The organism is Pseudochrobactrum kiredjianiae (genome assembly GCF_030362795.1).
Classification (GTDB): domain Bacteria; phylum Pseudomonadota; class Alphaproteobacteria; order Rhizobiales; family Rhizobiaceae; genus Pseudochrobactrum; species Pseudochrobactrum kiredjianiae.
This window is the reverse complement of sequence record NZ_JAUCBM010000001.1, coordinates 55,806-80,860: the sequence shown is the minus strand read 5'-3', so window position 1 is coordinate 80,860 and position 25,055 is coordinate 55,806. Positions and strand designations below refer to the sequence as shown.

General features: G+C 52.0%; 24 protein-coding genes. 13 read left to right on the top strand and 11 right to left on the bottom strand.

What is annotated here, in order from left to right:
• Positions 1–69 precede the first annotated feature (69 nt).
• From QUF18_RS00410 to QUF18_RS00395, 4 genes are all read left to right on the top strand, one after another.
• Positions 70–2,640, top strand: a complete 2,571-nt coding sequence (locus QUF18_RS00410) for an FtsK/SpoIIIE family DNA translocase (RefSeq protein ID WP_289386062.1) — start codon at positions 70–72, stop codon at positions 2,638–2,640.
• A 93-nt stretch (positions 2,641–2,733) separates the two neighbouring features.
• Entirely contained in the window at positions 2,734–3,375 is a 642-nt protein-coding gene (locus QUF18_RS00405) for an outer membrane lipoprotein carrier protein LolA (RefSeq protein WP_353074471.1), read from the top strand.
• Positions 3,376–3,531: 156 nt separating this feature from the next.
• On the top strand, positions 3,532–4,338 hold the full coding sequence (locus QUF18_RS00400) for an exodeoxyribonuclease III (RefSeq protein ID WP_289384275.1): 807 nt from the start codon (positions 3,532–3,534) through the stop codon (positions 4,336–4,338).
• Positions 4,339–4,607: 269 nt separating this feature from the next.
• Positions 4,608–6,191, top strand: a complete 1,584-nt coding sequence (locus QUF18_RS00395; protein WP_289384274.1) for an ABC-F family ATP-binding cassette domain-containing protein — start codon at positions 4,608–4,610, stop codon at positions 6,189–6,191.
• 101 nt (positions 6,192–6,292) lie between these two features.
• On the opposite strand, the gene QUF18_RS00390 is transcribed toward QUF18_RS00395, so the two are convergent.
• Positions 6,293–6,748 (bottom strand): Crp/Fnr family transcriptional regulator, encoded by a 456-nt coding sequence (locus tag QUF18_RS00390; RefSeq protein ID WP_289384271.1) that lies wholly within the window; start codon positions 6,746–6,748, stop codon positions 6,293–6,295.
• Between the two features lie 232 nt (positions 6,749–6,980).
• Positions 6,981–7,661 carry a response regulator transcription factor gene (locus QUF18_RS00385; RefSeq protein WP_289384269.1) on the bottom strand — a complete coding sequence of 227 codons (681 nt, stop codon included), beginning with the start codon at positions 7,659–7,661 and terminating at the stop codon, positions 6,981–6,983.
• 352 nt (positions 7,662–8,013) lie between these two features.
• On the opposite strand from QUF18_RS00385, the gene QUF18_RS00380 reads away from it, so the two are divergent.
• A complete protein-coding gene (locus tag QUF18_RS00380) occupies positions 8,014–8,532 on the top strand; it encodes a L,D-transpeptidase family protein (RefSeq protein WP_289386059.1) in 519 nt (172 codons plus the stop codon).
• Here QUF18_RS00380 and QUF18_RS00375 read toward each other — a convergent pair whose 3' ends face one another.
• Positions 8,533–9,906 (bottom strand): aminotransferase-like domain-containing protein, encoded by a 1,374-nt coding sequence (locus QUF18_RS00375; protein ID WP_289386058.1) that lies wholly within the window; start codon positions 9,904–9,906, stop codon positions 8,533–8,535.
• Positions 9,907–10,143: 237 nt separating this feature from the next.
• On the opposite strand from QUF18_RS00375, the gene QUF18_RS00370 reads away from it, so the two are divergent.
• Positions 10,144–11,025 (top strand): DMT family transporter, encoded by an 882-nt coding sequence (locus tag QUF18_RS00370; RefSeq protein WP_289384267.1) that lies wholly within the window; start codon positions 10,144–10,146, stop codon positions 11,023–11,025.
• Between the two features lie 190 nt (positions 11,026–11,215).
• Here the strand turns inward: QUF18_RS00370 and QUF18_RS00365 are convergent, their stop codons facing one another.
• From QUF18_RS00365 to tsaD, 5 genes are all read right to left on the bottom strand, one after another.
• Positions 11,216–11,899, bottom strand: coding sequence for a class I SAM-dependent methyltransferase (locus QUF18_RS00365; protein WP_289384265.1), 684 nt, complete (start codon positions 11,897–11,899; stop codon positions 11,216–11,218).
• 90 nt (positions 11,900–11,989) lie between these two features.
• Complete coding sequence (locus QUF18_RS00360; protein WP_113943848.1) at positions 11,990–12,418, bottom strand: EVE domain-containing protein; 429 nt, start codon at positions 12,416–12,418, stop codon at positions 11,990–11,992.
• A 14-nt stretch (positions 12,419–12,432) separates the two neighbouring features.
• The gene (locus QUF18_RS00355; protein WP_289384262.1) at positions 12,433–12,720 is read right to left on the bottom strand and encodes a YciI-like protein; all 288 of its coding nucleotides are present in this window, start codon (positions 12,718–12,720) and stop codon (positions 12,433–12,435) included.
• A gap of 12 nt (positions 12,721–12,732) precedes the next feature.
• On the bottom strand, positions 12,733–13,713 hold the full coding sequence (locus tag QUF18_RS00350) for an NAD(P)H-dependent glycerol-3-phosphate dehydrogenase (RefSeq protein WP_289384260.1): 981 nt from the start codon (positions 13,711–13,713) through the stop codon (positions 12,733–12,735).
• Positions 13,710–14,801: a tRNA (adenosine(37)-N6)-threonylcarbamoyltransferase complex transferase subunit TsaD gene (gene tsaD, locus QUF18_RS00345; protein ID WP_289384259.1), complete on the bottom strand. Its 1,092-nt coding sequence runs from the start codon at positions 14,799–14,801 to the stop codon at positions 13,710–13,712. The genes QUF18_RS00350 and tsaD overlap by 4 nt, the downstream gene beginning before the upstream one ends.
• Positions 14,802–15,010: 209 nt before the next feature.
• Here tsaD and hemC point away from each other — a divergent pair, with 209 nt between their 5' ends.
• The 5 genes from hemC (at position 15,011) to QUF18_RS00320 (ending at position 20,618) form a co-directional block, all read left to right on the top strand.
• A complete protein-coding gene (gene hemC / locus QUF18_RS00340; RefSeq protein WP_289384257.1) occupies positions 15,011–15,940 on the top strand; it encodes a hydroxymethylbilane synthase in 930 nt (309 codons plus the stop codon).
• Between the two features lie 3 nt (positions 15,941–15,943).
• On the top strand, positions 15,944–16,654 hold the full coding sequence (locus QUF18_RS00335; RefSeq protein ID WP_289384255.1) for a uroporphyrinogen-III synthase: 711 nt from the start codon (positions 15,944–15,946) through the stop codon (positions 16,652–16,654).
• An 82-nt stretch (positions 16,655–16,736) separates the two neighbouring features.
• Positions 16,737–18,179, top strand: a complete 1,443-nt coding sequence (locus tag QUF18_RS00330) for a COG4223 family protein (protein ID WP_289384253.1) — start codon at positions 16,737–16,739, stop codon at positions 18,177–18,179.
• 24 nt (positions 18,180–18,203) lie between these two features.
• Complete coding sequence (locus tag QUF18_RS00325) at positions 18,204–19,907, top strand: heme biosynthesis protein HemY (protein ID WP_353074470.1); 1,704 nt, start codon at positions 18,204–18,206, stop codon at positions 19,905–19,907.
• A 174-nt stretch (positions 19,908–20,081) separates the two neighbouring features.
• The gene (locus tag QUF18_RS00320; protein ID WP_289384251.1) at positions 20,082–20,618 is read left to right on the top strand and encodes a tellurite resistance TerB family protein; all 537 of its coding nucleotides are present in this window, start codon (positions 20,082–20,084) and stop codon (positions 20,616–20,618) included.
• 172 nt (positions 20,619–20,790) lie between these two features.
• Here the strand turns inward: QUF18_RS00320 and aqpZ are convergent, their stop codons facing one another.
• Positions 20,791–21,495, bottom strand: coding sequence for an aquaporin Z (gene aqpZ, locus QUF18_RS00315; protein ID WP_289384250.1), 705 nt, complete (start codon positions 21,493–21,495; stop codon positions 20,791–20,793).
• A 369-nt stretch (positions 21,496–21,864) separates the two neighbouring features.
• On the opposite strand from aqpZ, the gene QUF18_RS00310 reads away from it, so the two are divergent.
• The gene (locus tag QUF18_RS00310; protein ID WP_289384248.1) at positions 21,865–22,134 is read left to right on the top strand and encodes a hypothetical protein; all 270 of its coding nucleotides are present in this window, start codon (positions 21,865–21,867) and stop codon (positions 22,132–22,134) included.
• A 60-nt stretch (positions 22,135–22,194) separates the two neighbouring features.
• Positions 22,195–22,974, top strand: coding sequence for a class I SAM-dependent methyltransferase (locus tag QUF18_RS00305; RefSeq protein ID WP_289386057.1), 780 nt, complete (start codon positions 22,195–22,197; stop codon positions 22,972–22,974).
• An 18-nt stretch (positions 22,975–22,992) separates the two neighbouring features.
• On the opposite strand, the gene metW is transcribed toward QUF18_RS00305, so the two are convergent.
• Both metW and metX read right to left on the bottom strand, forming a co-directional pair.
• The gene (gene metW / locus QUF18_RS00300; RefSeq protein WP_237121247.1) at positions 22,993–23,664 is read right to left on the bottom strand and encodes a methionine biosynthesis protein MetW; all 672 of its coding nucleotides are present in this window, start codon (positions 23,662–23,664) and stop codon (positions 22,993–22,995) included.
• Positions 23,665–23,668: 4 nt separating this feature from the next.
• A complete protein-coding gene (gene metX / locus QUF18_RS00295; RefSeq protein ID WP_289384245.1) occupies positions 23,669–24,850 on the bottom strand; it encodes a homoserine O-acetyltransferase MetX in 1,182 nt (393 codons plus the stop codon).
• Between the last annotated feature and the right edge of the window lie 205 nt (positions 24,851–25,055).

The following is a 25,055-nucleotide window of genomic DNA, read 5'->3' as shown; positions in this document are numbered from 1 at the left end:
CATAAAATTTACCTGTTTTCAGCGTGTTTTTCGCTTGGAAAAGAGGTGAAGACATTTGAGGCAGGTTTAATGCGGCAAGGCTATTCACCGTCCTACGGGCCAGATGAGCAGGAAGTTCGGGGAGAACGATTGAGGCTCAGCGCTTTGTTGCGCCGCCAGATCGATATTTTCTCAGGCTTGCTCCTGTTGGCGTTGGTGGCGGGAGCTGTTGCCGCACTTGCAACATGGAATGTGGCTGACCCGAGTTTCAGCCATGCGACTGCCAATGAAGTGACCAATGCTGCGGGTTATCCGGGTGCGGTTTTCGCCGATCTGGCCATGCAGTTTTATGGGCTTTCTAGTGTTGTTGTTCTGCTGCCACTGGTTTTTTGGGGCATTTTGCTGATAGCCACCGGTCGTATTGACCGTTTGCCACGCCGTATTTCCGCATGGTTTTTTGCCTCTCTTTTGTTTGCGGCTATTGCCAGTTGTATCCAGCCGCCGGAAAGCTGGCCGATGCAAATCGGCCTTGGCGGTGTATTCGGCGATATGATGCTGAAAGTGCCGGGGGTATTTCTGGGAGCTTTCCCGACCGGCGTGATTGCGCTTGGTATTGCGGTTATTCTGTCTGTTCCGGCTTTGTGGCTCTGCGCTTTTGCCAGCGGGCTGATCGGCCGTGAACGCAGCCTGACCAAACCTGTTCGTGCCAAAGCGCGACAGGTTGAAGATGATCCTTATGAAGACGATGCTGACGATTTTGATGATTATGAGCAGGGCGACGGACGTATTGGTTTCTTTGCGCGTCTTTCTGCCTCCACAATCGGTGCCGCATCACATTGGATGCTCAGTGCTAAAGCATCGGTGCGCCGTATGTTTGGGCTGAAGCGCAAAATCTCTCCATCGCGCAGGCGCGACTATGAAGATGATCCGTTCGGTGATGTTGCTGTTTCACGTAAGAATGTCGGTGAGCGCTTCGAACCGGGCTTTGAGCCTGCCAACCATGCTGCTAATGATACGCATTTTGACGATGATGATTATGATGATGCGCCGGTGCAGCAACAGCCTGCTGCTGCGCAAGCTCCACGTATGCAGACTGCACGCAAGGCACCAACAGCGCGTGCGCCAAGCCATCCGGTGAATAATGGTGGCCGCTTTATGCTGCCGGATCTCAATTATCTGAGTGAGCCGAAAGTGTTGGCGCGGGATCCGTCGCTGTCGAAAGAAGCACTGGAACAGAATGCCCGCGTGCTGGAAGGTGTGCTGGAAGATTTCGGTGTGCGCGGAGAGATTATTCAGGTCAAACCGGGCCCTGTAGTCACTATGTATGAGCTGGAACCTGCTCCGGGGATCAAGTCTTCCCGTGTGATTGGTCTTGCTGATGATATTGCCCGCTCCATGAGCGCAATTTCTGCGCGCGTGGCTGTGGTGCCTGGACGCAATGCGATTGGTATTGAACTGCCAAATCCGAAGCGTGAAATGGTGTTCTTGCGTGAAATGCTGGCAAGCCGCGATTTCATGCAGACCAAGACCAAGCTGGCATTGGCGCTGGGTAAAACCATTAATGGCGAGCCCGTGATTGCTGATCTGGCAAAGATGCCTCACGTGCTGGTGGCCGGTACCACCGGTTCCGGTAAATCTGTGGCGATTAATACGATGATCCTGTCGCTGGTCTATCGTATGACCCCGCAGGAATGCCGCCTGATTATGATTGATCCGAAAATGCTGGAGCTCTCTGTCTATGACGGTATTCCGCATTTGTTGACACCTGTTGTGACCGATCCGAAAAAAGCCGTTGTTGCCCTGAAATGGGCGGTGCGCGAAATGGAAGACCGCTATCGTAAAATGTCGAAAGTCGGCGTGCGCAATATTGACGGCTTCAACAGTCGCGTTTCGCTGGCCGAGAAAAAAGGCGAGCAGATTTCCCGTACAGTTCAGACGGGCTTTGACCGTAATACCGGTGAGGCGGTGTATGAAACCGAAGAGCTGGATCTGGCACCAATGCCTTATATCGTCGTAATTATCGACGAAATGGCCGATCTGATGATGGTGGCGGGTAAAGACATTGAAGGTGCAGTACAGCGTCTGGCGCAGATGGCGCGTGCCGCTGGTATCCATGTGATTATGGCGACGCAGCGCCCAAGCGTGGACGTGATTACCGGTACGATTAAAGCCAACTTCCCGACACGGATTTCGTTTCAGGTTACTTCCAAAATCGACAGCCGCACGGTGCTGGGCGAGCAGGGGGCAGAGCAATTGTTGGGTATGGGTGACATGTTGTTCATGGCCGGTGGCGGTCGCATACAACGTGTTCACGGGCCATTTGTCGGTGATGATGAAGTTGAACAGGTGGTTCAGCATCTCAAAAGCCAGGGTGTGCCGGAATATCTGGATGCGGTTATGGAAGATGATGAGGACGAGGGTGGTTCTGCGCCTTCCGGTACTTCAAATCTGGAAAGTTCTGATGATCCGTATGATCAGGCGGTTGCTGTGGTGCTGCGTGATAAGAAGGCATCGACCAGCTATATCCAGCGTCGTCTTGGTATCGGCTATAACCGTGCTGCTTCCATTATCGAGCGCATGGAAGAAGAAGGCATTGTTGGTCCTGCCAATCATGCGGGTAAACGTGAGATTCTTGTGCCGACACAGGACGATGATTACTGATGTTTTCTGCCATAGTCAGGTCAAACTGCCGGTATAAAAGATAAAAGAACACGGTGAAAACCGTCATAACGAATACGGGAGCGTATTTCTCTGATGAAACTGAAATTGCCTTTTATGGTCGCAAAATATCTCACGCTTACATCCGTTGCTTTGGCTGTTCTGTTGCCTGCAGGTCTGGCACAGGCTCAGTCGCCCAATAGTGGTGCGCAGGCGCAGGCTATTGCCAATCAGTTTACATCTGTGAAAACCATGACCGGTGAGTTTGTGCAGTTTGGCCCTAAAGGCGATCAGACGGGCGGAAAGTTCTATATTGAGCGTCCGGGTAAAATTCGCTTCAACTATGATAAATCCCCGATCACCGTGATTTCTGACGGTGAATCTGTGGTGGTGAATAATAAGAAACTGGATACGTGGGATCTTTATCCGCTGTCTAAAACCCCATTGAAACTGCTGTTAAGCGACCATGTCGATTTGGGGAGCGGCCGTCTGCGCGGATTGAAAAATGAACCTGATGCGCTGACAATGGTGCTGGGCGATAAAGCTGTCTTTGCCGATGCCACAATCGCGCTGATGTTTGATCCGGCCAATGCGGAATTGAAACAGTGGACAATCACCGATGCTCAGCGTCAGGATACAACCGTGATGATTTTTAACGTGCAAAAGGGCGTGAGGTTCACGGATAATATGTTCAAGATTGACTATCAGCGCATGGCGATGAAACGCAAAACCCGCTGATCGTGAAGATTATCTTTGACAATGCCGTGCCGTAATTGGCGCGGCATTTTTTATTTATCCGGTATTTGCACATCCTGTATAAGCGGCTTATGGTGAGCGCACATTGGTGAACCGCACCGTCTTGTTTCTTTTGTCCTTCAGCCGTTGAGCAGTTTAATGAGTTTTTCCGTCGCCACCTGGAACATCAACTCCGTTCGTCTTCGTTTGCCGCTGGTTCTTGATTTTCTTGAAAAATATGCCCCTGATGTGTTGTGTCTTCAGGAAACCAAATGCCCTGATAATCAGTTTCCGCTGCAAGCCCTGCGCGATGCCGGTTATGAACATATCGCGATCAGCGGCCAGAAGGGTTATCACGGCGTAGCGACGCTGTCGCGCAGACCGATGGAAAACACTGAAGTGATCGGTTTTTGCGATATGGGCGATTGCCGTCACTTGAGCAGTGTTGTGCAGGCCGGTGGTAAATCCATCCGTATTCATAATTTTTATGTGCCTGCCGGTGGTGATGAGCCGGATGTTTCGATCAATCCGAAATTTGCCCATAAGCTGAGTTTTCTTGAGGAAATGCGGGCTGTAACGGCTGATCGCGGTGATGGCTTGTCTTCTATTCTCGTGGGTGATCTGAATATTGCGCCGCTGGAAAATGATGTCTGGTCGCATAAGCAGATGCTCAAGATCGTCAGCCACACGCCTGTTGAAACCGAAACGCTGGAAGATTTGCGTGTCAAAGGTGGCTGGAGCGATCTGATGCGCCAGATGATCCCTGCCGATCAGAAAATCTATACCTGGTGGAGCTACCGCGCCAAGGACTGGAATGCTGCGGATCGCGGGCGCCGTCTGGATCATATCTGGGGTTCGAAAGATCTTGAGCCGCATATGAAGGATTTGCAGATTTTGCGGGATGCCCGTGGCTGGGAGCGCCCTTCCGATCACGTGCCGGTTATTGCCCGTTTTGATCTCGACTAAAACTTACAGCGGTTCCAGTTAAGACTGAAGCGTTGGAACCACTGTAATTATTTGTTTTTACGCATTATCCGACGCAAAACCGGTTCCCACTTTTGGCTCGCAAATGCTATAAAGAGCATCGTGGCTTGAAATGGCCACAATGCTTGTTTAAATGAGTGTTACCGGCCATTGATGCTGGGCAGAAGTGTAATTTCAGGAGTGCAGACCAATGAAGCAGACAGCACAGTTTTTCCTAACTGATGTTTTTGTTGTTTCAATGGATACTGCTCTTGATAACTCTGTTCACACTTCACAATCTTGTTGCCCAAACGCCTGACGGGCGCAATCTTTTCCAAAATCTTTCTCTGCATCTGTCGCGTGAACGTACCGGTCTGATCGGGCGTAACGGTACAGGTAAGTCTACTTTGCTGCGTATTATCGCCGGTGAAATACCGCCGGCCAGCGGCTCATTGACCAGTCATGCCAAACTCGGTTTTCTGCATCAGATAGCCGATGAAAGCCATGAAACTGTCGCGGATTTGTTTGGTGTTACCCGACAACTGGTAGCGCAAGCACGTATTCTGACCGGTGAAGGCAGTGACGAAGATCTGGCAGATGCGGATTGGACGCTGGAAACGCGCATGGATGATGCGCTGGCTAAAATGGGGCTGTCTGATCTTAGTCTGCAAACAGCGTTACATACACTGAGCGGCGGACAAAAGACCCGCGCGGCACTGGCTGCACTGATTTTTCAGGAGCCTGATCTGATCCTGCTGGATGAGCCGACTAATAATCTGGATGCGCAGGGGCGTGATGCTGTGTTGCAGCTGTTGCGAAACTGGCGTGGCGGGGCGCTGGTGGTCAGCCATGACCGCGCATTATTGCGCGAGATGGACCGGATTGTGGAACTGACATCAATCGGTGTTTCCTCCTATGCCGGTAACTGGGATTTTTATGAAACGCGCAAGGCTGAAGAACTGGCGGCAGCCCAGCATGATCTGGCCGTTGCAGAAACAACAATTAAGCAGGCTGAAAAACAGGCGCGGCTGATTAAAGAGCGTCAGGAAAAAAGTGATTCTGCAGGTAAAAAATCGCGTTTTAGTGCCGGACAGAGCAAGTTGTTACTGGATGCCAAGGCGGATCGTGCGCAGGCAACCGGCGGACGGAACAATCTACTGGCACAAAAGCAGGCAGAAAGTGGCCAGCAGGCGCTGAGTGAGGCGCAGAGTAAAATTGAACGGCTTGTTCCGCAAAATTTCAATCTCGGGACTGTCAGCCTTCCTGCGTCTAAAACCGTTCTGACCGCAGAGAATCTGACACTCGCTTATCACGCGGACAGGCCGGTATTTCAGAACCTGTCTTTGCAGATTACAGGGCCGGAGCGCGTTGCTTTATGCGGGCGCAATGGCTCGGGGAAAACAAGTTTGCTGCATCTGCTGGCAGGGAAGCTGACACCACAGCAAGGCACTGTGCAATGGCATGTCAGCCACGCTATGCTGGATCAGCATGTGAGCCTGCTCGATCCTGAGCTGAATATCAGGGATAATTTTAAGCGCATTCACCCGAAGGCATCGGATAATGATTGTCGCGCGGCGCTTGCACGTTTCATGTTTCGGGCGGATGCTGCCTTACAGAAAGTCAGTGTGCTCAGTGGCGGGGAGAAACTGCGTGCAGGGCTGGCTTGTGTTCTGGGCGGTGTTCATGCACCCGAGCTGCTCATTCTCGATGAGCCGACAAACCATCTCGATATTGTTGCCTTGCAATCCGTAGAAACAGCATTGAATGCCTATCAGGGAGCTTTGCTTATCACCAGTCATGATGAAGTGTTCTTAAATGCGATCGGCATTACACGCCGGATTAATCTTTCAAATTAGAGCGCATCCCGAAAAACGTGAAACGGTTTTCGGAAAAGATGCGCGTTAAAACAAATGATTAGAGCGGGTTTCGATCTGATCCAATCGGATCGAAACCCGCTCTAATCCGCAAAGCGCGAGGACAGCTTGTCGATCTGCTCGACCATCTCATTCAGATTATTACTGATATGCTGATAGAGGGAGGCTGCAAGTTCCGGATATTCTTCCAGAATGCGATGGAAGATAGCGCGGCTGAGGCGGATCACTTCTGTTTCCGTGTCGGCCACAGCGCCGGTCAGGCGGTTGCTCTGGGCGATCAGTGCCATTTCACCAAGCACTGTACCAGTGCTGATGGACTGCAAGTTGACGCGTCCCTGTTTGCTGTGGTGAAAAAGGGTAATGCTGCCGCTGACGACAATATAGGCGCAGTCAGCGCTCTGACCTTCCTGAAACAGTTCTCTGCCGGTACGCAGAACCATGCGCTCTGCGCCAAAGGCAAGCAGTCGCAGGTGCTGAGCCGAGAAGGCCTCGAAGAGGCCGATCGTGCTCAGGAACTGAATATCATCATCGAGTGCCATTTGCCTCTTTCTTCAACATAATTCTGTTTCCCGCATTTTTCTAATTGGGGAGAATTATGCAGTACCCTAAAATACCCAAAAATCTCTAAAGTTTTTGATAGGGCGATCTTAATTTAAAATAAAATAATTAAAACCGCGCTATCTTTTTGTCTTTATCACGGCTTCAGGGAAAAGCGGTTGCCGCTTCTCCCTGAATTTTAATTTGTGTTATACCTTTTGCAGGCAGTCTGGATTAAGGAACCAGCTTATAGCCGCCGCTTTCGGTGACCAAGAGGCTGGCATTCGACGGATCCGGTTCAATCTTCTGGCGCAGACGATAGACATGAGTTTCCAGCGTGTGGGTTGTGACGCCTGAATTATAACCCCAGACCTCTTCCAGCAGCACATCGCGCCCGACCACGCCACCGGCGCGATACAGGAATTTGATGATAGCGGCTTCTTTTTCAGTCAGACGGATTTTATCGCCTTTCTGATCCAGCAGCAGCTTCTGGCTTGGTTTGAACGTGTAAGGCCCGACGATAAAGGTCGCATCCTCACTTTGCTCATGCTGGCGCAGCTGTGCGCGGATGCGGGCAAGCAGCACCGCAAAACGGAACGGCTTGGTAACATAATCATTGGCACCGGATTCAAAGCCGAGAATTGTGTCGCTATCCGTATCGTGGCCGGTCAGCATAATGATCGGTGATGTAAAGCCACCGGCACGCAGTTGTTTGACTGCATCACGGCCGTCCATATCCGGCAGGCCGACATCCATAATCAACAGGCTGATATTATTTGCCCGTGCGGTCTGAATAGCTTTGCTGGCAGTATCTTCCTGCAGGATCTGAAATTCAGGATGCAGTGACAGCTGGTCGATCAGGATGGAACGAAGATCCTCATCATCATCAACGATCAGAAGTGTATGGGCGATCATATCTGCCTCATTCGGTTGTAAAAACAGGAGCTGAACATCAGCAAGATGGGTGATTTATGACATTTAACGAACAAAAACTAAAGAGAGCTCAGATGAAACAAAATTTACCTGATAAAATGCACTCTTAATGCTGGTTTAAATGGCCGGATGGTGTTTGAGGCTGTGCATAAACCCATTTCTGTAAATATATAATGTAAGAACTGATTCTCTGGTGTTTCAGGGCGTTAGCGAAAAGAATTGAAAAGACAGTCAATCCGGTCCGGAGGGGGCCTTCACAATGATATTGGGCAGAGAGACGAAGCAAAGCGGTTTGTTGCAGGCAGGAAGAACGTCATCGCGCACGCTTAAAACGATGGATGTTCATGTGCGGCCGGGACACCGCAGTCAGGGCTACCTGATCGCAGGGCCGTTGGTGTTGCGTTGTGCACTGGGTAAGGGCGGTGTCTCTTCGCGCAAACGTGAAGGCGACGGCGCAACGCCTTTGGCGCAAATGCGCCTGCTTTATGGATATAAACGACGGACACCGGTGATTGCGGATCAGCCTGCCACAGCACTGAATTTTCGCGCTACACAGCTGCATGACGGCTGGTGCGATGCAGCCAATGACCGGAATTATAACCGGCCAGTGGCGGCTACTTACAAGCGCAGCCATGAGAAGATGTGGCGCAAGGATGATGTTTACGATATTTGCGTAGTGATGGACTGGAATGTGTCTGAGCGCAAACAAGGCTGCGGCAGTGCGATTTTCTTTCATCTTTCACGTGAAACATATACGCCGACGGAAGGCTGTATTGCGCTGAGCCGCCGCGATATGATGCGTCTCTTGCCACACCTCTCCGGTGAAACGGTGATCCGTGTGCGTCGGGGATAGTTATCGTTCGGGCTGATACATAATCTCTTTGAGGGTTTCAAAAATTTTCGGATGGGCTGATTGCGCCACATTGAAGCGCATGAACTGCCCGCAGGTCTGGGACTGGCTGAAAATATTGCCGGGTGCCAAGACGATTTTGTGATCCAGAGCCCGCTTGGAAATCACATCACTGTCCACGCCTTCAGGCAGATCATCCGGTAATTGTGCCCAGAGAAAAAGACCGCCAACCGGTTCACACCAGAGTTTAAAACCTACATTGAGCAGTTTTTGCCGTATCCGTGTCTGGCATTCTGCCAGCCGGACGCGGATTTTTTCGATATGGCTGCGGTAACTGCCATCCGTCAGTAATTGATAGATAATCTGCGAAGACAAAGCATTGCTTGCGAAACTGGTGGCCAGCTTCATGTCGGTGATCATTTCCAGCCAGTCAGGACGGGCGGCAATATAGCCGGAGCGCACAGCCGCAGACAGTGATTTGGAAAAACTGCCGATGTGAATAACCCGCTCCAACCCGTCAAGTTCCGCCAGAAGCGGCGGCGGGTTTCCGTGAAAGTCGGCAAAAATATTATCTTCGACCAGAAGCAGATCATATTGCTCTGCCAGTTTCAGCAGGCGATGTGTGGTGGCCGGTTGTATCGTTGCGCCGGTCGGATTGTGAATACCGGAATTGCAGATATAGAGCTTTGGGCGATTTTGCGCGCATAGCTGCGCAAAATGTTCGAGATCAGGGCCTTGTGGTGTGTAGGGAACACCGATGAGCTGGATGCCCTGAGCCAGCAGCAGCCCCCTGAAATTGAAATAGCAGGGATCATCAATCAGTACCGTATCGCCGGAACGAACAAAGGTACGGCAAATCAGATCCAGCGCATTGGTGCCGGAATCGGTCAGTAATATTTGCGAGGGAGCAGCAACAACGCCCTGTTCCCGTAAACGTGTGCTCAGTAGTTGGCGTAATGGTAAAAAGCCGAGCGGTTCATCATAGTCCGATAGATTGGCAGCGGGATTACGGGCAATCTGGCGTAAAGCGCGACGGATGGCATCTTCCGGCAACCAGTCTTGCGGCAGCCAGCCACAACCCGGCCGGAATGGCGTATCATTGTTATTGAAAGACTGACGCATCACCCAATAGGGGTTAATATTACGGTTATGCGCTTCGGTAAAATCAGCCGTGGCGGGTGTATGGTGATTTCTCTCTGCCACATAGAAACCGGCGCCGCGTCGTGCCTGAATAATGCCTTCAGCCACCAGCCGGTCATAGGCTTCTACAATGGTGGATTTGGAAACGGACATGGTTTCCGACAGGCGGCGAATGGATGGCAGGCGGGCACCGGGCATCAGGCTCATGGCATTGATCCGGTCACGGATGATGGTCATGACCTTTTCAACCAATGTTGTTGCTTCCAGAATTTCCTGACTGACAGACAGCTGACTGGTTGTGTTATCTGTCGTGACCATTGGGTCTGGATATTTATGTCCGGACTGAACCATCATCTGTATTCCTGATTTTAGCAGTACAGTTTGATTAAATTGTACTGCAACTGTATCTGACACTTTTGTCTTTGTATCAATATTTATTGAAAAATATGTAATGAATATCGAGATTTTATAAAAATGAATAAGCAGACTGAGAGTCAGAGTGCGGGCTGGATAAGCGGCTTTATTGGTGTCTTGATCTTTAGCGGTTCTCTCCCCGCCACACGTTTGGCGGTATTACAGATCGATCCGGTTTACCTGACAGTTCTACGGGCAACCATTGCCGGTATTCTGAGTGGTGCATTGTTGCTGGCATTTCGTGAAAAACTGCCGAGCCGATCAGAGCTGTTTTCACTCGCACTGGTATCGGGTGGGGTTGTTGTTGGTTTTCCGCTATTTACTGCGCTGGCATTGCAATATGTGACCTCGGCTCATGCGATTGTCTTTATTGGCTTGTTGCCGTTGAGCACGGCAATCTTTGCCGTGTTGCGTGGTGACAGCAATCCGCAATGGCGTTTCTGGGCGTTCTCACTGGCGGGGAGTGCAGCGGTTGCATTTTTTGCCTTAGCGAAAGATCAGTCGGGCGGTGAATTTTCGCTCTTTGGTAATGTGATGATGTTTCTGTCGATCATTGTCTGCGGTTATGGCTATGCCGAAGGTGCGCGCTTGTCTCGTACAATAGGTGGCTGGCAGGTGATCTGCTGGGCGCTGGTGTTAGCATTGCCGCTGATGTTGGTGCTGGTGGTTGCGCTGCGTCCTGATAGTTTTGCCAGTATTGAGGCACCTGTCTGGCTGAGCGTGGGCTATGTGTCGCTGTTTAGTATGCTGATTGGCTTTTTCTTCTGGTATCACGGGCTGGCGCTTGGCGGTGCGGCAGGGGTCGGGCAGTTGCAATTGCTACAGCCGTTTTTCGGCCTTGCACTGGCGGCTTTTGTGCTGGGAGAGCCGGTGAGTGTGGCGATGATGGTAGTGGCTTGTGTTGTGGTGATGTGTGTTGCCGGAGCGAAGCGCTATGTTTGAATATGTTGTAAGACATAATCAAACATGCGCGGAGCGACGAAAGTAAAAAACATGCGAAGCGTTATGTCTAGGTATGTGGCGAAGCGGCATAGTTAGACATAAGCTGAGCGACAAATCTAAGAGAAGTGCGAAGCGTTATGAGGGCGCTGCACAGAACCGCACACTTAAATCAAATCAGGCGTGGCGTTTGCTACGCCTTTTCTGTTGCACCATAGTGCCAGACGGTGGTGCGCTTCACGTCTGCATCTTCCAGCGCGCGGGTGACCGGCACGGAATAAACGTCCAGCTCTGTCAGCCGGTGCCGTGGCAGATAAGATCGTCCGGGGTCGCCGACAATGATCTGCACCCCTTTGGCGGCAAGCATATCAAACCAGACAATCAGCCGATCGGCGAGCGGTTTGTCGTAAAAAACATCACCGGCGAGCAGCACATCAAAAGAGGCACTGACATCCTGTCCGATCAGATCGGCATCGCTGAAGTCGCAGGATACTTTGTTTAAAGCACTGTTGATGCTGATGGCGTGACGGGCAAAAGGATCAATATCATTGGCGGTCACAGAACTTGCACCGCTTAAAAGGGCTGCAATGCCGACCAGACCAGAGCCTGAGGCAAAATCCAGTATGCGTTTGTTTTGCACAACCTGCGGCTGATCGAGAATATAGCGGGCAACGCCCTGTCCGCCTGCCCATGCAAAAGCCCAGTAGGGTGGCGGTAGTCCGATTTCAGACAGTTCTTCTTCGGTCTTGTGCCAAAGGTCATGTGCCTCATCAGCAAGATGAAGCGTAATTTCCGCCACATGGGGCGGGTGGTGAATGCCGGTATTGGCAAGGATAAATTGCGTTGCGCGTCTCGTGTCGGGGATCAGGAGGGGCATAGACGCTCCGGATCAAGCAGAGGATAAGCGACTGCAAATGCAGAACGCTTCCGAAATAGTGTTTGGGTTGCGTTCTGCATCTTTATACTCTCAGATTTTGGTGTGGTCTAATCCGCCCATGCGGCAGACCTCGATCCATTCATCTAGCTTAACCGGTTGCACGGAAAGACGCATGGATGTGACCAGTGCCATGTCGCTCAACAGCGGATTGGCCTTCACATCTTTCAGTGTCACCGGTTTTGGCATATCGCAGACAGCGCGGATATCGACACATTCCCAGCGATGATCGTCGGTTGTGCTGTCCGGATGCGCCAGAGCGCAAACTTCCACAATGCCGACAACTTCCAGTCCTTCATTGGAGTGGTAGAAAAAAGCTTTATCGCCAAGTTCCATAGCGCGCATATTATTGCGTGCCTGATAATTGCGCACGCCATCCCACTGTTCGCCGACAGCGCCTTTGGCCTTTTGCATTTCCCACGACCATTTGAATGGTTCAGATTTAAACAGCCAATATGCCACAATTTTCTCCGGATTTATTCAGGTTTGTTGATAACCCAATTCCAAGGGCGCACGGTTACATTTTCAAACAGGCCAGCCAATGCGTAAGGATCTGCGGCTGCAATAGCTTTTGCATCTTCAATGGTTTCTGCTTCGACCATCAACATGCTGCCGGTTGGCTTCTGGTCTGCTTCGCTCAGAAAAGGGCCGCCGAATTTGATTTTGTCGCCAAGGCTTTTCAGATAATCGAGATGGGCAGGGCGGGTATCAAGACGCAGTTGCAGATGATCGGCTTTGTCATTGCAGAGAATCGCGAATAGCATGAGGTCAGGTTCCTAATCTTCGTTTTTCAAGGGGCGGGATAACAGTCCGGTAACAGCCGCATCAATGGTGATGCTGCCATTGAGCAGGGCTGCAATGGTGCTGATAACCGGTGCATAAATCTGGCGTTGGGCACAAAGCTCGGCGATCACCGGCGCAGTTGCCACACCTTCGGCTAACAACAAGCCTTCTAGTGGTTCACCGCGCCCCAGTGCTAGTCCGTATGAATAATTGCGCGATTGCGGAGAGGAGCAGGACAGCATCAGATCACCCAGACAGGATAATCCCATCAGGGTTTCAGGCCGTCCGCCGAAGGCTGCTGCAATGCGGCGCAATTCTGCAAAAGCGCGGGTGACCAGTGCCGCCTGTGCCGAAGCGCCCAGACCTTTGCCGATGGTGGCACCGGCTGCCACGGCGATCACATTTTTCAACGCGCCGCCGATTTCAACGCCGGTCAGATCATCAGAGGAATAGCAACGGAAGGTGCTGCCGGAAAACTGAGCGGCCAGATCATCGGCAATGGCAATATTTTCACAGGCAATCGTCACGGCAGTCGGAAAGCCACGGGCAACATCGCTGGCGAAGCTCGGGCCAGAAAGCGCTGCAATCGGATGATCCGGCAAAATATCCGCAATGATCTGCGACATCAGCCGTCCGGTGGAGCGTTCAATGCCTTTTGCGCAAAGCACAACGGGGCAATTGGCGGGAATGAGTGGTTTCAACTCTTGCAATGCGGCAGCCATGGATTGCGCGGGGATAACGGCGAGAACCGTATCGGCATTGTCCAGAGCTGCGGCTGCATCACTGGTGGCACGCAGATTATCATGCAGGGCGATATCGCCAAGATAGCGGCTGTTGCGGTGCTTGTGGTTGATCTCGTCGACCGTTGCCTGATCGCGGGCATAGAGCACAACTTCATGCCCATTCTGTGCGGCCATACAGCCGAGAGCTGTTCCCCATGCACCGCCGCCGAGAATGACAATTTTCTTGCTCATGCCTTTGCCCCTCTGCGGCCAAAACCGATCAATGGCGCTGCTGTGCTGTCCAGCGGCCAGCGCGAGCGCGGTGCAAAATCCAGATTATCCGGCTCTGTGCGCGCAGCATGTTCCGCACCGGCCCATGCAATCATCGCCGCATTGTCCGTGCACAGAATATGCGGTGGTGCGAGGAAATCGAAGCCGTGTTTTTTACAAAGCGTCTCAAGCCCTTTGCGCAACACTTTATTGGCGGCAACGCCCCCGGCAACGACGAGCGTCGGTTTTTCTTTATCCGGATAGGTTTCAAGGAATTTATTCAGCGAGCGCTTCACGCGGTCATTCAGGGTGTCGGCAACTGCCGTCTGAAATGAAGCGCAAATATCTGCTACATCCTGATCGCTCAGCGGCACAAGCTGGGTTGCGGTCTGGCGCACAGCGGTTTTGAGACCGGAGAAAGAGAAATCCAGCCGCGCCTCACCTTTGAGCGGGCGGGGCAGTTCAAAGCGTGAGGCATCGCCTTTCAAGGCGGCCTGTTCAACGGCAGGCCCGCCCGGATATGGCAATCCCAACAGCTTGGCGGTCTTGTCAAAAGCCTCGCCCAGCGCGTCGTCAATTGTGGTGCCGAGGCGCTCATAGTGGCCGAGGCCATGGACGAGAATAACCTGCGTATGACCACCGGATACCAGCAGCAGTAGATAAGGGAAGGGCAATCCGTCGGTCAGGCGCGCTGTCAGAGCATGGCCTTCGAGATGATTGACAGCATAAAAAGGCTTGTCTGCGGCAAAGGCCATGGCTTTCGCGGTCATCAGACCGACAATCAAGCCGCCGATCAGGCCGGGGCCTGCGGTGGCGGCGATAGCATCCACATCGTTAATGCTCATATCCGCATCGGCCAGCGCTTTGGCAATCAGTCCGTCGAGCGCTTCAACATGGGCGCGTGCGGCGATCTCCGGCACCACGCCGCCATAGGGTTCGTGCTCGGCAATCTGGCTCAGAACAACATTGGACAGGATGCGCGAAGACACCTCGCCTTGTTCATTCTCAAAGCGTTCAATGATAGCTGCGGCTGTTTCGTCGCAACTTGTCTCTATTCCAAGCACGCGCATAAGCGATTAGACCCGTATTCAAGCATTTCCGGCAAAATTGCAGAGCGGTTTCGCGTAAGGAGAATGCGTCAACTAAATAAACTTCGCTGATCTTTCTGTCTTTCACCGGATAGTGGCATTATATTCACGATATTACAGGCGTGAATTTGCCCCGAAGGCGAAAGGCAGTTAGAGAAGCTTTGATATTCGCGTACCACGGACAGAGCCAGATGCAAACACCACGTTTAAAAATCGGAACACGTTCCAGTGCTTTGGCACTGGCACAGGCAGAAGAAACACGCACACGCCTGATGGCCGCGCATGGTTTAAGCGAAGCGGATGTTGAAATCGTGCCGATGTCCACGCAGGGTGACCGTATTCAGGATCGGTCTTTGTCGGAAATCGGCGGCAAGGGTCTGTTCACGCAAGAGATCGAGGATGCGCTGTTGCAGGGGCGTATTGATATTGCCGTGCATTCGACAAAAGATATGCCGACTGTTCTGCCGGAAGGTCTGCATCTTTCTACCTATCTGGAGCGCGAAGATCCGCGTGATGCTTTTGTGGGTAAAACCAGTGCCAAGCTGACCGATCTGCCGCAGGGCGCGACGGTTGGTTCATCCAGCCTGCGCCGTCAGGCACAAATCCGACATATCCGCCCTGATCTCAATGTCATTACATTTCGCGGCAATGTAAATTCCCGTTTGCGTAAGCTTGAAGAGGGGCAGGTCGATGGTACCTTCCTCGCTTTTGCAGGATTGAAGCGCCTTGGTCTTGAGCATGTGGTGACTGAGCTGATGGATACGGAGCGGTTTTTGCCGGCTCCGGGGCAGGGTGCAATCACCATTGAAAGCCGCATGAATGATACGCGTATTGATGCACTGCTCAAGCCTTTGAACCATGAAGAGACATTTGTGCGTCTTGCCTGTGAACGGGCATTTCTGGCACGTCTTGACGGTTCCTGCCGCACGCCGATTGCCGGACTGGCTGAGGTCAAGGATGGGCGCGTTTCCTTTATCGGTATGATTTTGACGCCGGATGGTTCGCGCCTGCATCGCGTTTCTATTGAAGGTACTGCTGCAGATGCAAGCGCTCTGGGAACAGAGGCCGCCGAGCGTATTCGTGCAGAAGCCGGTGCTGATTTCTTCACCAGCTGGGGGTAAGCAATGCACAGGGTTCTGGTCACACGCCCGCAACCGGATGCCGCTCTGACCGCGGCAAAGCTTGAAGCTGCCGGTTATCAGTCGGTCTGTCTGCCGGTGAGTGAGACTGTGGCAACGGGTATATCATTACCACAGTGTGATTTTGATGCCGTGGCTGTGACCAGTGCCAATGCTTTGCGCCATATTGCACCTGAATTGCTGGAACCTTACCGGCATTTACAGCTTTATGCGGTTGGCGAAAAAACCGCCTCTGTCGCGAAAGAATGTGGTTTTGAGGCAATTTATGCCGGTGATGGCTGGGGGTTGCATTTGGGGCGCCATGTGGCTGCTGCGATGCCAACGAGCAGTCATGTGCTGTATTTAACCGGAAAAATCAGGCGGCCAGATTTTGAAGCGCAGTTGAGCGCCGCTGGTATTCAGCTGACAGTGGCAGAAACCTATGACACCCGTCCTGTGGCCTATAGTGACGCTGAATTGAAACGGATTTCAGTCGCAGGGCAAGTTGATGTCATTTTGCTCTATTCTGCGGTTGCCGCCAAGCAGTTTGTAGCTTTAAATGAGCAGGCACAGGGGGCTTTTCTCCGGAGCGCAAAATATATTTTTTGTCTTTCAAAGCGGATTGCTGCAGAATTACCTGAAGATTGCAGCGCGCGTGTGCAGATCAGTGAAACACCGGATGAAGATGCTTTATTGCACCTGCTGGCATTGATTTGACGAAATTATGCAACCATTTGTTTAATACCGTCATTTAGGTTGCAGCAGCGTGTAAGAGAAATAAATTACTGCGAGAGGGCTTATGGCTAAATCCACAGTGTCGCGTCACAGCAAGACAACCCGCAAACCGGTAGTGATCGATCTCGATCCGTCTGATGTGAAACCTGTCGGGAAGTTTACCTCCAAAACTGCAGATAAAATTGTGCCGGATGCTGAGCCGGTAGGTGATCCGAAACCGGCTGCACAGACGGCTGCAAAACCTTTCGCACCGCCATCGCCAAAACCGCAGGCTGAGGCAAAACCTGCCTCGCCGGTACAGCCTCAGTCTCAGCCGGCACAGGCAACTTCACGTCCGGCTTCTTCTGCCGGAGTTTCCGGCCCCAATCCATATGCATCGGGAAAAACCATGAATAATGCCGCCAGTTCCGCTCCGCAGACGAAAAAAACGGCTTCGCCATGGCTCGCAGGACTAACCGGTGGTGTGATTGCTCTTGCAGGTGTGAGCGCATTGCAATGGACAGGTTTGATGCCGCTTACAGGGCAAAACAATGGAGCGGATGCAGCAGCGCAAGCTGTGAATGCGCAGATTGCTGATCTCAAACAGCAGATCGCTGCCATGCAGGCGGATGCCAAACCGGATGCTGACTTATTGGCGCGTCTGGAGGTGGCGGAGAAAAATGCAGCAGAGGCTCAAAAACATTTGAATGAAATGATGAGAGCCAGTCCGGTGCCTGCAGCGGATGATGAAGCCATTCGTGCAGATGTGGCGGGTTTGCAGGAGCAGCTGAAAGCACTGGCAGAGCGTGCACAACCGGCAGATGATGCGCTGGTCACTAGCCTGACGGAACGTCTGAATACGATGGAAACCAAGCTTAACACCATTGGTTCACAGGCTGAGCAGGCCAATGCCGCTCTGAACACCGATGGTGATGCGGTCAATGCGCTGAAAGAGCAGCTGACTGCCTTGCAGACAAAAATTGACGGGCAGGCTTCGCAGCCGGATATGGCCGTTATCATTGCCGCCAATGCGTTGAAAACCGCGATTGATCGCGGCGGTTCATACGCCAACGAATTGCAGACCTATAAATCCTTGTTGCCTGCACAGGCGGGCTCTGCCGCAGGACTGGATGCACTCGCGGACAGTGGTATTCCGACATTAAGCCAGCTGAATACGCAATTTGCAGCACTAGCGGATGATATGGTTGCTGCGGTGAATAAACCTGCGGCGGATGCGGGTGTTTGGGATCAGCTGGTGGGCAGTGCCAAAAATCTAGTGCGTTCGCGGCCGATCGGTGATGTGGCTGGTACCGGTGTTGGGCCGGTGACTGCACGGATTGAGTTTGCTTTGCAAAATGGGGATGTGCAGCGTGCGATCACCGAATGGGCACAATTACCGGAAGCTGCCAAACAGGTTGGTCAGGATTTTTATAATGCGTTGAGTGCACGACGTGATGCGGATGCACTGCTTGCACAGCTGATTGCGGCCTCGACGCAAGTCTCTGAGACAAAACCGGCTGCGCAATAAGCGAAACAAGAAAAGGAGAACGGTATGATACGGGTAATCCTGTTTCTTGTTGTTGTGGCAGCGCTGGGGCTGGGGTTCGGATGGCTCGCGGATCGTCCGGGAGATCTGGTCTTCACTTTTGCCGGAGAACGGCACAATATTTCTCTGATGACGGCTGCCAGCATGGTTGTTGCAGCGATTGCCTGCGCCATGCTGTTGTGGTGGGTCGTCAAAAATCTGGTGCGTTCGCCGTATATTTTGCAGCGTCATTTTCGTGCGCGCAAACGCGATCGTGGTTATCAGTCGCTTTCTACAGGTTTGATTGCTGCCGGTGCGGGCGATGCAGAGGCCGCGCGGCGTATGAGCAAGCAGGCCTCCAAATTGCTGAGTGTTGATCAGGAGCCGCTGATCCGTTTGCTTGATGCCCAGACCGCTTTGCTGGAAGGACGCAAGGAAGATTTGCGCCGTTATTTTGAGGAAATGATTGCCGATCCGGAAACCAAATTGCTGGGATTACGCGGTCTTTACCTTGAGGCCAGCCGTGAAGGTGTGCAGGAAGCTGCATTTCAATATGCACAGGAAGCCAGCACAATGGCACCGCAGTTGGAATGGGCAAGCAATGCCGTTCTGGGGCATAAGGTGTTGCAGGGCGATGTTCAGGGGGCTTTACGGGTACTGGAAGCACGCAAAGCCACAATCCCTTATGGCAAAGACGGCAAAACAGCCCGTGATATGCTCAAGCGCAATCGTGCGGTTTTGCTGACGGCGCAGGCGATGAGAAGTTTCGATACGGATGCCGTTGCATCCCGTGAGGCGGCGGCAGAGGCCTATAAGTTGGAGCCTGAACTGTTACCGGCAGCATTGATTGCAGCGCGTTGTTATCTGCGTGATGGTAATATCCGTAAAGGCAACCGCCTGCTGGAAACCGTGTGGAAACGCGAGCCGCATCCTGAAATTGCTGATGCTTATATTCATGGTCGTTCCGGTGACACGGCGCTGGATCGCCTGAAAAAAGCCCGTCATCTTGCAAGCCTGCGCAATCATCATGTGGAATCTGCGCTGGTAGTTGCCCGTGCAGCGCTGGATGCCGGAGAGCTGAAGCTGGCACGGGAAAGTGCGGAAGCGGCATTGAAGGTCAGTCCGCGTGAAAGCGCCTATCTGCTGATGGCCGATATTGAAGAGGCGCAAACCGGAGATCAGGGGCGCGTGCGCGAATGGCTGGCTCAGGCTGTCAAGGCACCGCGTGATCCGGCATGGACTGCCGATGGTGTTGTATCCGCGCAATGGGCTCCGGCTTCTCCGGTGACAGGACGGTTGAACGCTTTTGAGTGGAAGGTGCCGCTGACAGCAATTGCCGGTGATGCAGCGCCGGTTCTGGACGGGGATGATCTGGCAGGAGAGTTTCTGCCTGTCAGTTATGTCCGAGACGGAGGCGAGGATTATAGTACGGATGAACCGGCATTCCGTTTTGATGCGGATGATGCCGAGATTATCTCCGTCGAACCGGAGCCACAAAAACCGGTTGCATCAAAAGCCGAACCACAAAAAGCAAAGAGTGATTTGCTAAAAGCTAAAGTGACGATTCTGGATGAAGTGACAGATAATCCTGCTTTACATGCCTTACAGCAAAATCAGCCGGAAAAGTCTGAAAAGCAGGATATTCAACATAATCTGATCGTGGATGATCCGGGTGTGCCTGCGGATGCAAAGGAACAACCACGCAAGGATGAGAAATTCCGTCTCTTCTGATCGGGTATTTTATCCGGAATACAGGCCAAAAACCGGCTTTTTGTTGCTGCTTGGTGACTCTGCGGAAGTTTAGTACCTGCGAAGACTGCAAAACACGGCTCTGCGCTTGGCTCTCCATTATGTGTGCACTATGGTCAGACCTGTTACGGGCTGCGTATAGGCACTGGAGTATGTATGTTTGAGCGTCTGATCAGTTTTTTCAAAGAATTACCCGGTTTGGATTCGACTAAGAAAAAGCAAACATTCTCTGATGAAGATCCGCGTCTGGCTGCGGCAGCTCTGATGTTTCATGTGATTGAGGCTGACGGCGAGCAGCATGAAAAAGAACGCAGGCGTCTGTCTGATCTGCTTTCGCAAGCTTATGATTTGCAGGGTGATGATTTACAGGCACTGATTAAAGCTGCGGAAGCAGCCGATCAGGAATCGATTGATCTCTATCGTTTTACCAGTGTTTTGAAACGCCATCTTGATGTGCCTGCCCGCTTAAACTTTATCGAAGTTCTGTGGGAAATGGTCTATGCTGATGGTGATGTCGGTGAGATTGAAGATAATATTATGTGGCGGATTGCTGAGCTGATCGGTGTTGATCAGCAGCAGCGCATTGGTTTGAAATTACGGGTGGCTGAACGTGCGCAATCAATGCGCGAAGCTTTGGCATCGCTGCCACAAGCTGAGGTGCAAAAGGACGCTGAAGCTGAAAAAGCTGAATAATGGCTGTCAGTCTCTTTGGTGCATGAATGTTAAAGGCCGTCAAAGACGGCCTTTTTTATTAGAGCATAATTCCTTAAACTTGAATCAGTTTAAGGTGAAATTATGCTCTAATTTTAAAGTGTTAGAGCGACCTTTGTGTGCCAAGACTGGCGCACGGCGCTCTAGTTATATTTCAATCTTTGTTGAGCAAGCCTTTCCAGATCACTGCGCCAAGTGCCGCACCGATCAACGGGGCGACCCAGAATAGCCATAGCTGGCTGATAGCAGCAGTATCTGCAAACAGGGCTGCTGCTGTGGAACGAGCCGGATTGACTGAGGTATTGGTTACAGGGATAGAAATCAGGTGGATCAGTGTCAGCCCGAGACCGATAGCAATTGGCGCAAAGCCTGCCGGTGCCCGCGAAGAGGTAGAGCCGAGAATAATAATCAGGAAAAAGGCCGTTAGCACCACTTCAATGGCAAGAGCCGCCCCAAGGCTGTATTTGCCCGGTGATAAATCCCCATAGCCATTAGATGCGAAGCCGCCTGCGCTGAAGTCAGCTTTGCCACTGGCAATGAAATACAGAATGGCTGCGGCGAGAATGCCACCGACCAGCTGGGCAATCCAGTAAGGGATGAGGTCTTTTGCTTCAAAGCGCCCGCCCAGAGTGAGGCCGAGCGTAACGGCAGGATTGAAATGCCCGCCTGAAATGCCGCCCACGGCATAAGCCATTGTTAATACTGTCAGACCGAAGGCGAGAGCAACACCGGCAAAACCGATGCCGAGTTCAGGAAAGGCCGCTGCAAGGACGGCACTGCCGCAGCCACCGAAGACCAGCCAGAATGTTCCGAAACACTCTGCAGACAATTTGTTCAATGTAGAGGGAGTGTTAGGCATGCGCATTCCCCTGTTTTTGCTGAGATAAATATAAAAGAAATTTATTTGCACAATATGCTACGGTTTTTCTTTTAATCAAATATATTTTTCGCAATTGATTTTATATATAGTTGATTTAAATATTTATATTTTGAATTACATAATTATATTATTATTACATTTAACTAATATTGAAAATACACCATAGTCAACTTCATAAAATAGTGCATTTTGCAATATGCGGATAATGTGATTATCATCAGGTTTGTTGTTTTCACACTGTTACGTTGTTTTAAAGTGTTGTACCGTCAGGCTCGGATCAGGAGTATTCTCTTATGCTCTTTGAGGTTTCGGGATAAAATTGAAACGGTTTCCGGAGTGCCGGTATTGATGTTTATGTTTGAGCGCCGACAGATTTTTAATGTCAGGCTGTTGTGTCTGCCTTTGATCGCTTTGCTGGCGGGCTGCACAGGTACAGCTACGGCATGGACTGAAAAAGTCACGATTGAACAGGTTGAACTGCCTAAGGAATGTGCCGGCTGGCAGAAAATCAATATGAAGCAGCGTGCTTATTATATGTTGATGCGTGATGATCCTGGGCTGATTATGGAAGTGGACTCACATAATCTCAAAGGTAAAAACCTTGGTTGCTGGCAATAATTAATACAGATTGCCGGTTGTTTATGTGCTGCCGACAGGTGAACTGATTCAGGAAAAATGATGCATCTGGATATTATTGAGCTGCAATCATTTTACGCAACGGCTCTGGGTAAGCTGGCGTCTTCGGTCATTACCTCTGCACTGGATCCTCTATGGTTGCCGATGCCGCAGGAGCGCTTGGTCGGCATTGGTTATACGCTGCCTTATCTCAATCATTTTGCATCCCGTGCGGAGCGTGCCTTTGCCTTTATGCCGGCAAGGCAGGGCGCAACCGGCTGGCCGCACGATCAGGCTGTAAGCACTGCGCTGGTTTACGATGAGGAGCTGCCTTTGCCGGACAGTTCTGTTGACCGTATTCTGCTGGTGCATACGCTTGAATTTTCAGAAAGCAGTTCCGAAACCCTGAAGGAAATCTGGCGTGTTCTGTCCCCGAACGGGCAGCTGATTGTCGTTGTACCGAACCGTCGCGGTGTCTGGGCACGAATGGAACATACGCCTTTCGGCAGTGGCCGCCCCTTCAGTCGCGGGCAGTTGTTACAGGCTTTCAGGGAAGCCAATTTTACGCCGGGCAAAGTCATCAATGCGCTGCATGTACCGCCGACGCGCTGGCGCTGGCTGCAACAATCATCCGGCCTGATTGAGAGTGTTGGCACACGTCTCTGGCCGCTTTTTGGCGGTGTGGTTATCGGCGAGGCGCATAAGCGTCTTTATCAGGGATTACCGGTGCTGAAGCGCTCGTCACGACGCGTTTTCGTGCCGGTGCTGACCCCGCAGGGAACGGCACGCCAGCAACCGGTGAAGGTGACAATTCACGATCCACGAGAGCGTTCCGGTCAATAATTCGCTCAAGAAAACTGTTTAGCGCTTAAGCAAAAATACAGCCTGCTGACCGAGCAGGTTCCACATGCCCCATGGCAGACTGAACGGCATGCGCTCGCCGTTACGGTTGAGTGCCACTGCATCTTCTACCGTTGCGCCGACTTCTTCCGTCATATCCACAAAATCACGGATCGTGCAGAAGTGAATATTTGGCGTATCATACCAGCTGAATGGCAGTTCTTTGGTCACCGGCATGCGCCCGCGAAACAGCAATGAGCCGCGCACGCGCCAATAGCCGAAATTGGGAATGGAGACTATGGCGCGCTCGCCGATGCGCAAGAGCTCGCTCAGAACTTTCTTCGGATTAAGCGTGGCCTGCAAAGTCTGCGACAGCACCACATAGTCAAAACTGGAATCCGGATAATAGACCAGATCACGATCGGCATCGCCCTGTATCACCGACAGGCCGCGCATCAGACACTGGTTTACGCCGCTTTGCGACAGTTCAACGCCACGCCCGTCGACATTGCGGGTATCGCGCAGCAATTGCAGCAATTCGCCGTCGCTGCAGCCGACATCCAGCACACGTGTACCCGGACGCACCAGCGATGCGATAATATCGAAATCAACACGGTTATGGATATGCAGATTTTCCGTGGCATTCTGCGCGAAAAGTGTCGTATCGCCGGTTCCGGCTTTCGTATCAGTCATGGGATTACAGACCTTTCGCGCGGGCTGCAGAGCGGATGAAACCGTCTACTGTTGAAAACAGGACAGGCTCATCAAGCAGAAAAGCATCATGGCCGCGATCGGTTTCAATCTCGACAAAGGAAACGGAAGCACCGGCCGCATTGAGGGCATGGACAACCAGACGGCTCTCAGAGGTCGGAAACAGCCAGTCACTGGAGAAAGAGGCGACAAAGAAGCGGGTTTTGGTGCCGGTAAAAGCAGAGGCCAGCAAGCCGTTATGCTCTGCTGCCATATCGAAATAATCCATGGCGCGGGTCAGATAGAGATAGGAATTGGCATCAAACCGGTCAACAAAACTATTGCCCTGATGGCGCAGATAGCTCTCAATCTGGAAGTCGGCTTCAAAACCGAAAGTAATATTCGCACGATCCTGCAAATTGCGGCCGAATTTGCGGTGCAATGCGGTTTCCGACAAATAGGTAATATGCGCAGCCATACGGGCAACGGACAGGCCTTTGCGCGGGACGGTATCGGATTGCGTGAGATATTGCCCGTTGAGCCAGAGCGGATCAGCCATCACAGCCTGACGGCCAACCTCGTTAAAGGCGATGTTTTGTGCGGATAACCGTGCACCGCTGGCTAGTACCACAGCAGAGAAAACCTTGTCCGGGTAGCTCGATGCCCATTGCAGTACCTGCATGCCGCCGACAGAACCGCCAACCACTGCCAGCAATTGTTCAATACCGAAATGTTCCACCAGCATCGCCTGCGCGCGCACCATATCGCTGATGGTGATGATCGGTAGATCAAGGGCATAGGGCTGGCCGGTTGCCGGATTGACAGATGCGGGGCCGGTTGAGCCCATGCAACTGCCGATAACATTAGAGCACAACACAAAATAGCGGTCTGTATCAATCGGCTTGCCGGAACCGACAAGCGATGTCCACCAGCCGTCTTTGCCGGTGAGCGGATTGGTGTTGGCCACATGCTGATCGCCGGTCAGCGCATGGCAGATCAGGATTGCATTGCTTTTATCGGCATTGAGTGTGCCATAGGATTGATAGGCAATCTGAAACGGGCTCAGAACCGAGCCGCTATCGAGTTGTAGCGGTTTGTCCTCACCAAAAAACACCACAGGGCTGTTCGGCTGAACTGCTTCCTGATTACGGCTGTCTGACGGGGCGGCGGTTTCAGCGGATAGTGTCATAAATACGTATGCTTTTGTATTTGCGGTGGTGCCGGAGCATCACACCTGAAGTCGGATTAACTTAATGGACATGATACGGCGACAAAGTAAAGAATCTAGTGGTTTGAAACCGAAATTTCACTGTGTCAGCAGCGCAGAGAGCTTAAAATTAAGGTTTCTTCTCGACTTGTTCTGCGATGCGGTTTATGCCGCTAGGGTCAGATCG